The organism is Methanoregula sp. (assembly GCF_002835825.1).
Classification (GTDB): Archaea; Halobacteriota; Methanomicrobia; order Methanomicrobiales; family Methanospirillaceae; genus Methanoregula.
On record NZ_PIZH01000540.1, the window covers coordinates 1 to 1,401 of the forward strand.

At 52.1% G+C, this 1,401-nt stretch carries 2 protein-coding genes; both read left to right on the forward strand.

What is annotated here, in order from left to right; all coding sequences use genetic code 11:
* Positions 1 to 159 precede the first annotated feature (159 nt).
* Entirely contained in the window at positions 160 to 1,011 is an 852-nt protein-coding gene (locus tag CW742_RS13105) for a Clp protease N-terminal domain-containing protein (protein ID WP_292421092.1), read from the forward strand.
* 15 nt (positions 1,012 to 1,026) lie between these two features.
* Positions 1,027 to 1,401: hypothetical protein (locus tag CW742_RS13110; protein ID WP_292421094.1), on the forward strand; the 375-nt coding region annotated here is incomplete at its 3' end.

A 1,401-nucleotide genomic window follows, 5' to 3' on the forward strand; every position in this document is an offset into this window, starting at 1 on the left:
GTATAATATGACAAAGTTCCGGACGTTACGGATATACCCGGATGGAAATAACCTGAAAAAATCGATGATGGTGGGAGAAATGAGAATGTGCCGTGAAAGAGCGCGGGCACACCTGCGAGGAATTCCATGACAGACAGCCCGGATAGGAAAGGTGAATTGGTGAAATCAGTTTCCCCCGCCGTAAAACTTGCGATTCAGATTGCGGCATTCGAATCCCTGCAGGCTGGGTCGGAGTTCATTGAAAAGGAACATCTCCTGATAGGAATCCTGAAGCTCCGGGTGGCGGGGGCGGTCGATGCAATCAGGAACAACCGGCATCTCATGAAGGATATCATGGAAGAGAAAAAAGCGATTGATTTCCCCCTGCAGAATGCCGGGATACGCCCTGATATGTTCTATCGCTGCATCCGTCTGCAGTTCGGAAAGCGGGTTTTTGTCCATAAGACAAAGGTGTTGCACCGGAGTACTGAATGCAAACGCTGTTTCGGGCGGGCGGGCCAGCTTGCGCATGACAAGGAAATTACCTGTGTTCACCTTTTCATCGCGATCATGGAAAACCCGGGAGAGATTATTGCCGATTGTATAAAACGCATGGTATCCGGACAGAAACCGGTTGGCGATCCGGAGCTTCCGCTTTCGATGCAGGTGTCGCAATCCGTGAAGGCCTACGAGAAAGCACTGAAAGAAAAGGAAACCCTGTCGCAGGTTATCGAACACAGCCGGAAGGACCTTTTCGGAAAAGACCGCGATTCGCCGGTATACCGGAACATGAGAGGCGATCTCAGGAAAAAGACCTGCCTGCTTGCCCGGATGTGTATCAATACCGGGGACATTGCAGGACTTATCGCTTCGCTGAAGGAACTGGTGTCGGAATCAGGGACCTACGATCAGGGGATTGGACGGATGATATCGCAGCTCGAGTTCATGCAGCGTGAAGAAATCGGGATCAGCGAAGCAACCCGGAAGAAAGTCTTCGATATGCTGGATGCATTCGAAGCTCAGGCCAAGTAGAGGTCAGGTGGGACCATGCATCAGGAACCGGAAGGGGATGACGTGACGGAATTATCCCCGGGTGCGATCCTTGCCTGGGAGATTGCCGCTGTCGAGGCAGGACATTCCGGCGCTGAATTCATCGAAAAGGAACATTTCCTCATCGGGCTTTGCAGTATCGGGAAACTGGTCAGCAGAAAAACCGGAAATCCGCATGATGACAGGATCGAAAATATTGCCCGGGAAGGGATGGAGATCGACCAGCTCCTCCAGATAACCGGCCAGGATGCAACCGTGATCCGGAGGCTCATGCGGATTGAACTGGGAACGGGATCTTCCAGTCCAACGTCCCGTATCATTCACCGGAGCCCGGAATGTAAAAAATATTTTTCCCGGGCAGCTTGGCATGCA